Below are 4,998 nucleotides of genomic sequence, written 5' to 3' on the forward strand. Positions count from 1 at the left end.
CCGCACAGAATGCGGTTTTTTTCCTCTAAGGACTGGAGCTGCTCCATGGCATTCTGCCAGGCTTCATACGGCACGATTACTTCAAGACAGCGGCCCTGTTCATCGTGGACGTATTTTATTTCGGAATTAGACGCCAGGTTTGTCATCCTCATGGCTCCTTTTTTTAATGCAGCAACTCATAATATTTGATTGCCTTACCTGCAACTCGGTGCTAACCGATGGTAAGCTTAAAATATACAGAGAATGTCATTAAATTGCAAGCAGGACCAGGCATTTTCCAGATCTTTTCTTGAAACTAACTCCCGAAGGTCTGCCGCCGGTAAAGCTCAAGGGGCCCATGCGCCATAAGCTGGGCATGGTATGGGATCCAGATATGAGCGGTCCTTCAGGTACCCTGTCTACCACTAGTTTAATGCCGATGCCAACAAAAATGTTGAACTGAAGTCTATTTAGACAGGATTAACATGATGGGTAGGATAAGCAATCAGCGGCCCCGGTTAAGCATAAGAAGGCTTCACGGGGTAAAAATTTCACAGGGCAAGCCGGAAGCCGCAGATTGCATTAGCCATCTGGCCAGGACAAAAATGATTTTCTCTTTATCAATCTCTTAATCCTGTTAATCCTGTCCAGGTTTCTTGTTTTTTGTGACAGGGTTTCAGGGTAAGTCTAAAATAATTTATCAGCCACCCGCAGCGCTCGACGTAATGGCAGACTGTAACACAGACTGAATGTTGCACCGCAGGTGCTGACAGCTTTTCTGCGGGCAGGTCGCCCGCAGAAAAATATCCTGTGTCTGTCTTTTCAGTCTGGCTTATTGTCTGTGGCTGATAATTGTTTATCAGGTATTGTAACCTGACTCAATTTTGATTATGAGATGTAATTTACCATGACCCACAGGCTGTCCAAATCCAAAATTCTTTCAGGAATCCAATGCCCCAAGCGGCTCTGGTTAGAAGTCCATCGCCCTGACCTGCTTGAATATGATCAAAGTACTCAGGCCAGGATGAACTCCGGGCATCAGGTAGGTGAGCTGGCCTGTATCTATCTTGCGCCCGGGGGACATTATATCGGCCTGGAAAATGGCTTTGGCCATGCCCTGGAAGAAACAGGAAAGCTCCTTGACTCTGATGCGCCAAAGTCTCTTTATGAGGCCACCTTTGCTCATGACGGAGTGCTTGTACGCTCTGATATTGTCATCCCCACAAAATCAGGCCTTCTGGTCACTGAAGTCAAATCATCCACCAGTGTAAAGCAATATCACCTGTGGGACTGCGCTGTTCAGTACATGGTCATTAATGGCCTGGGCCGAAATGTGCGCGGTCTCCAGGTGGCTGTCATTGATTCATCATTTGTTTATCCCGGAGACGGCGATTATCAGGGGCTGATGCGTGTAGAAGATGTAACTGATGAAGTACTGAAGCTGCAGCCGGAGATTCATGAATGGACCAGGCAGTGTCTGGACACATTGCAGGGTGCAATTCCTGAAGTGGATCCCGGGGGTCATTGCACAACACCTTTTTGTTGTCCTTTTTCAGAAATATGCGCTCCAGAGAATGGGCCGGAATTCCCCCTGGAATGCCTGCCCCGAATCAGGGAACACTTGCTTGAGCAGTTTAGACAGGAAGGTTTCCAGGACATCCGCGACATTCCTGAAGACAGGCTGCAAAGTCCAAGCCATGAACGGGTCAGAAGGGTGACTGTATCAGGCAGGCCTGAGCTTTTGCCTGGTGCTGAATCAACCCTTGGTTCTCTTCCATATCCCAGGTATTACCTTGATTTTGAAACAGCCCAGCTTGCGGTTCCAGTCTGGGCTGGAACCAGACCATACCAGCAGCTTCCCTTTCAATGGTCCTGTCATGTTGAAGACGCACCAGGAAGGATTCGCCATCTGGAATTTATTGACCTGACAGGATATCCGCCCATGCGCGAGTTTGCCAGGTCCCTGATTGCCGCCTGTGGACAAAGCGGTCCCATATTTGTTTACGCAAGTTTTGAAGCGCGCATTCTCAGAGAACTGATGGCCATGTTCCCTGATCTGGCGGCCTGGCTTGACGGCCTTGTTCAACGGATTGTGGACGTGCTGCCCATAGTGCGTCGGCACTACTACCACCCTCAGATGTATGGAAGCTGGTCCATAAAAACAGTGCTGCCCTGTCTGGCCCCTGACCTCGATTACAGCGGTCTTGACGGAGTCCAGGACGGTAACCAGGCCCAGGAGGCTTATGCGGAAGCGGTTGACCCCCAAACAACATCCCTCCGCAAAAAGGAACTGCAGCGTAATCTGTCAGCATATTGTAAAATGGATACCCTCGCTCTGGTCAAAATAGTTGAGGCTTTAATCGGCAACAAAAAAGTTTAAACCACTAATGCTGGCTATGCCCGCAACCCAATCTTAAGAAAAGAATGCGTAGCCTTAACTGGGACAGTCCCAATGCCGGGCGACCATCCCCGCTTTGCCTGAAGTTTCCTTGTTTTTTATTGCAGTAATCAATGGGTAAGTCACTGAGGCAGGCCAAGCATACAAAAGGCAAAAAGACTTTGTCTTTTCTTTGCGACGCATAGGCTTAGCGTAAGAGAGTGCTTTTGGGCTGCGGGCAGGGTCCACATTAGAAATGAATCCAACAATGGAAATTGTCATGCAAAAGCCGGATGCAGGTGGGAGCTTCAATTCAGTGTGGATGTTGACTTGAGCCTGGATAAAGACTACAATGCAATCAAAGTGACTACAAATGGAGTATGATATGCAAATGACAATTCGCATGCCTGACGAATATAAGTCCAGGATTGAGGAAGTTTCAGGAAAGACCGGCCTGAGGAACTCAGATATTGCCCGGATGGCCATGAAAAAGTTTCTGGAGGACTTTGAACTCCAGTCACGCGGAGAAAGACCTTCTAATAAAGCCCAGGACCTGATAGGGGTAGTCAGCAGTGGAATTCCAGACCTGGGCACAAATCATCGCCAGCACCTTATCAACCTGATGCGAGATCAGAAGCGATGAAGGCCCTGCTGGATACCGGTCCATGGATTGCATTGATAGACAGAAGTGAAGCCGCCCACGATACCTGTGTACAGTGGTTTACTTCTTTTTCAGGAGAGCTTTTTTCAACTGAGGCTGTCCTTACTGAGGTTCTTTATCTACTAAATTTTTCTCTCAAGGCACAGCAGGCAGCCCTGGATTTTGTAATTAGAGGAGTTGTAACCCTGGTTCCTTCAGATGTCGATTCACTGCATCTAGCCAGATCCCAAATGGAAAAATATGCAGATCTGCCTATGGATTTTGCCGACGCCACCCTGGTTTGCCTGGCACAAGAGTCCGGAATTTTAAACATTGCCACACTGGATTATAAAGACTTTTCAATTTACAGAACTGTCAACAATCAAGTTTTCAGGATTTTGCCGCAGTGAATCAGTAATTTGGCGACTTACTGCTGAAAGCCTGCCTGGCCCGCAAAACAAGTCCGAAGGATTTCCTGCATAGCAGGGTTTTTCTGGGGGTAACAAAAAATCAGCAAAATTAAGACACATGCAAAAGCAACTATGTCCAGTATCCAATGTCCGGGAGCATTACGAGTTTTTTGAAAACAAAATATGAATAGGGTGTGTTAAGGCTGTCTTTGTGTAAAAAGCTATAAACTACGGCATGGCACGGCTTCCTGCCCGGAGGCTTACAGCCCGGACGGGGACTGTCCCTGGCTTCGGGACTGTCCCCATCCATTTTCAAAAAAACTCGTAATGCTCCCCAATGTCCAGTGTCTTCAGTCTCCAGCCTTCAACCTAAAATTTTCTTGTTCCCAGGCTCCAGCCTGGGGACATTGCTTTTTTGTGGCTCCAGCCACATTTTTTAAGAAGCGGCTGGAGCCGCAAGAGCTAAGCGTTCCCAGGCTGGAGCCTGGGAACGAGAGGTAGCCAGGAACCAAGAACCAGGATCCGATTTTACGGCCAGCATGTTGGTTAGAAATTTCGATCGAAGAAGAAAGACATGGACCCCGGATCTAGTCCGGGGTGACGGTTAAAGTAGATAGTTGTCCTTTTTCGTCATTCCGGCGAAAGCCGGAATCCAGGGTGTTTTAATAGTTTTTCACCATATGTGGTGAACAGTTACCAAACTTATTGACTTAATTTCTTGGTAACAGTTTAGCCATTTGTAAGCCATTTGCATGTTGCACGGCTTCCTGCCCGGAGGGGGACAGGCTCTCCCAGCCCTTGTTTGATTAAGTATGTTTTTGTACATCAACAAAAAAACAAGGCCTGGTGCCAAGGGACTACAACTGAGTACCCCCTGAATGCTTACGCTAAACTGTTACATTTCTTGTAAGGGATTAGAAAAATACTGATATACCGCCATAGTGATGCTTAGCCCGCAACAATAAAGAAAAGAGTTTTTTTGACAGGATTAACCACGCCAAAGAAGCGTGGCAGGCTTAGATTAAGAGTGGATTAAGAGAGAAGCATTTTTATCCCGCCCGGAAGCCAGGCCAAAAGGTAATCAATCCAGCACTCACTTTCTTCCGGCTTCATGAGTGCCGGAAGAAAGTGAGTGCTGGATGGCTAATGCAATCTGCGGTTTCCGGCTTGCCCTGTGAAATTTTTACCCCGTGAAGCCTTCTTATGCTTAACCGGGGCCGAAGGACAGCGCAGCTGATTTCACCGGGGCCGCTGATTGCTTATCCTGCTTGCCCCGTTGAATCTCTTCCATTCAACTGGGGTCAATCGTGCTTGCCTGGTTAAATTTCTTTTCATTTAATCTGGGTTAATCCTGTCTCAACATTCTTGTTTTTTGTAACCCCAGTTAAACCCAGCAAAGCAGGAACGCTTTCAGCGTTGTTTAATCACGCCATATGCGTGACAGGCAGGGTTTCAACGGTTAAGTCACTAGCACTACAGCGAAACTTCAAAAATTTGTAACCTGTCTCAATTGGGGACAGGCACTTTTGCCGTTTGATAACTTGCAATTGAACAAAATAACAGGCGGCAAAAGAGCCAGTCCCCGGAGGTCA

3 protein-coding genes are annotated in these 4,998 nt (G+C 47.5%); all 3 read left to right on the forward strand.

Annotated features, from left to right (window positions below; genetic code table 11):
* Nucleotides 1–886: 886 nt before the first annotated feature.
* The 3 genes from QZP87_RS09935 to QZP87_RS09945 all read left to right on the forward strand — a co-directional run bounded on the left by QZP87_RS09935 (nucleotide 887) and on the right by QZP87_RS09945 (nucleotide 3,406).
* Nucleotides 887–2,359: a DUF2779 domain-containing protein gene (locus QZP87_RS09935; RefSeq protein WP_291322764.1), complete on the forward strand. Its 1,473-nt coding sequence runs from the start codon at nucleotides 887–889 to the stop codon at nucleotides 2,357–2,359.
* Between the two features lie 382 nt (nucleotides 2,360–2,741).
* Complete coding sequence (locus tag QZP87_RS09940) at nucleotides 2,742–2,999, forward strand: hypothetical protein (protein ID WP_291322765.1); 258 nt, start codon at nucleotides 2,742–2,744, stop codon at nucleotides 2,997–2,999.
* Complete coding sequence (locus QZP87_RS09945) at nucleotides 2,996–3,406, forward strand: PIN domain-containing protein (protein WP_291322766.1); 411 nt, start codon at nucleotides 2,996–2,998, stop codon at nucleotides 3,404–3,406. Before QZP87_RS09940 ends, QZP87_RS09945 begins: the two co-directional genes overlap by 4 nt.
* The last annotated feature ends 1,592 nt before the right edge of the window (nucleotides 3,407–4,998 follow it).

It is taken from the genome of Desulfonatronospira sp., assembly GCA_003563255.1.
In the GTDB taxonomy this organism is placed as follows: domain Bacteria; phylum Desulfobacterota; class Desulfovibrionia; order Desulfovibrionales; family Desulfonatronovibrionaceae; genus Desulfonatronospira.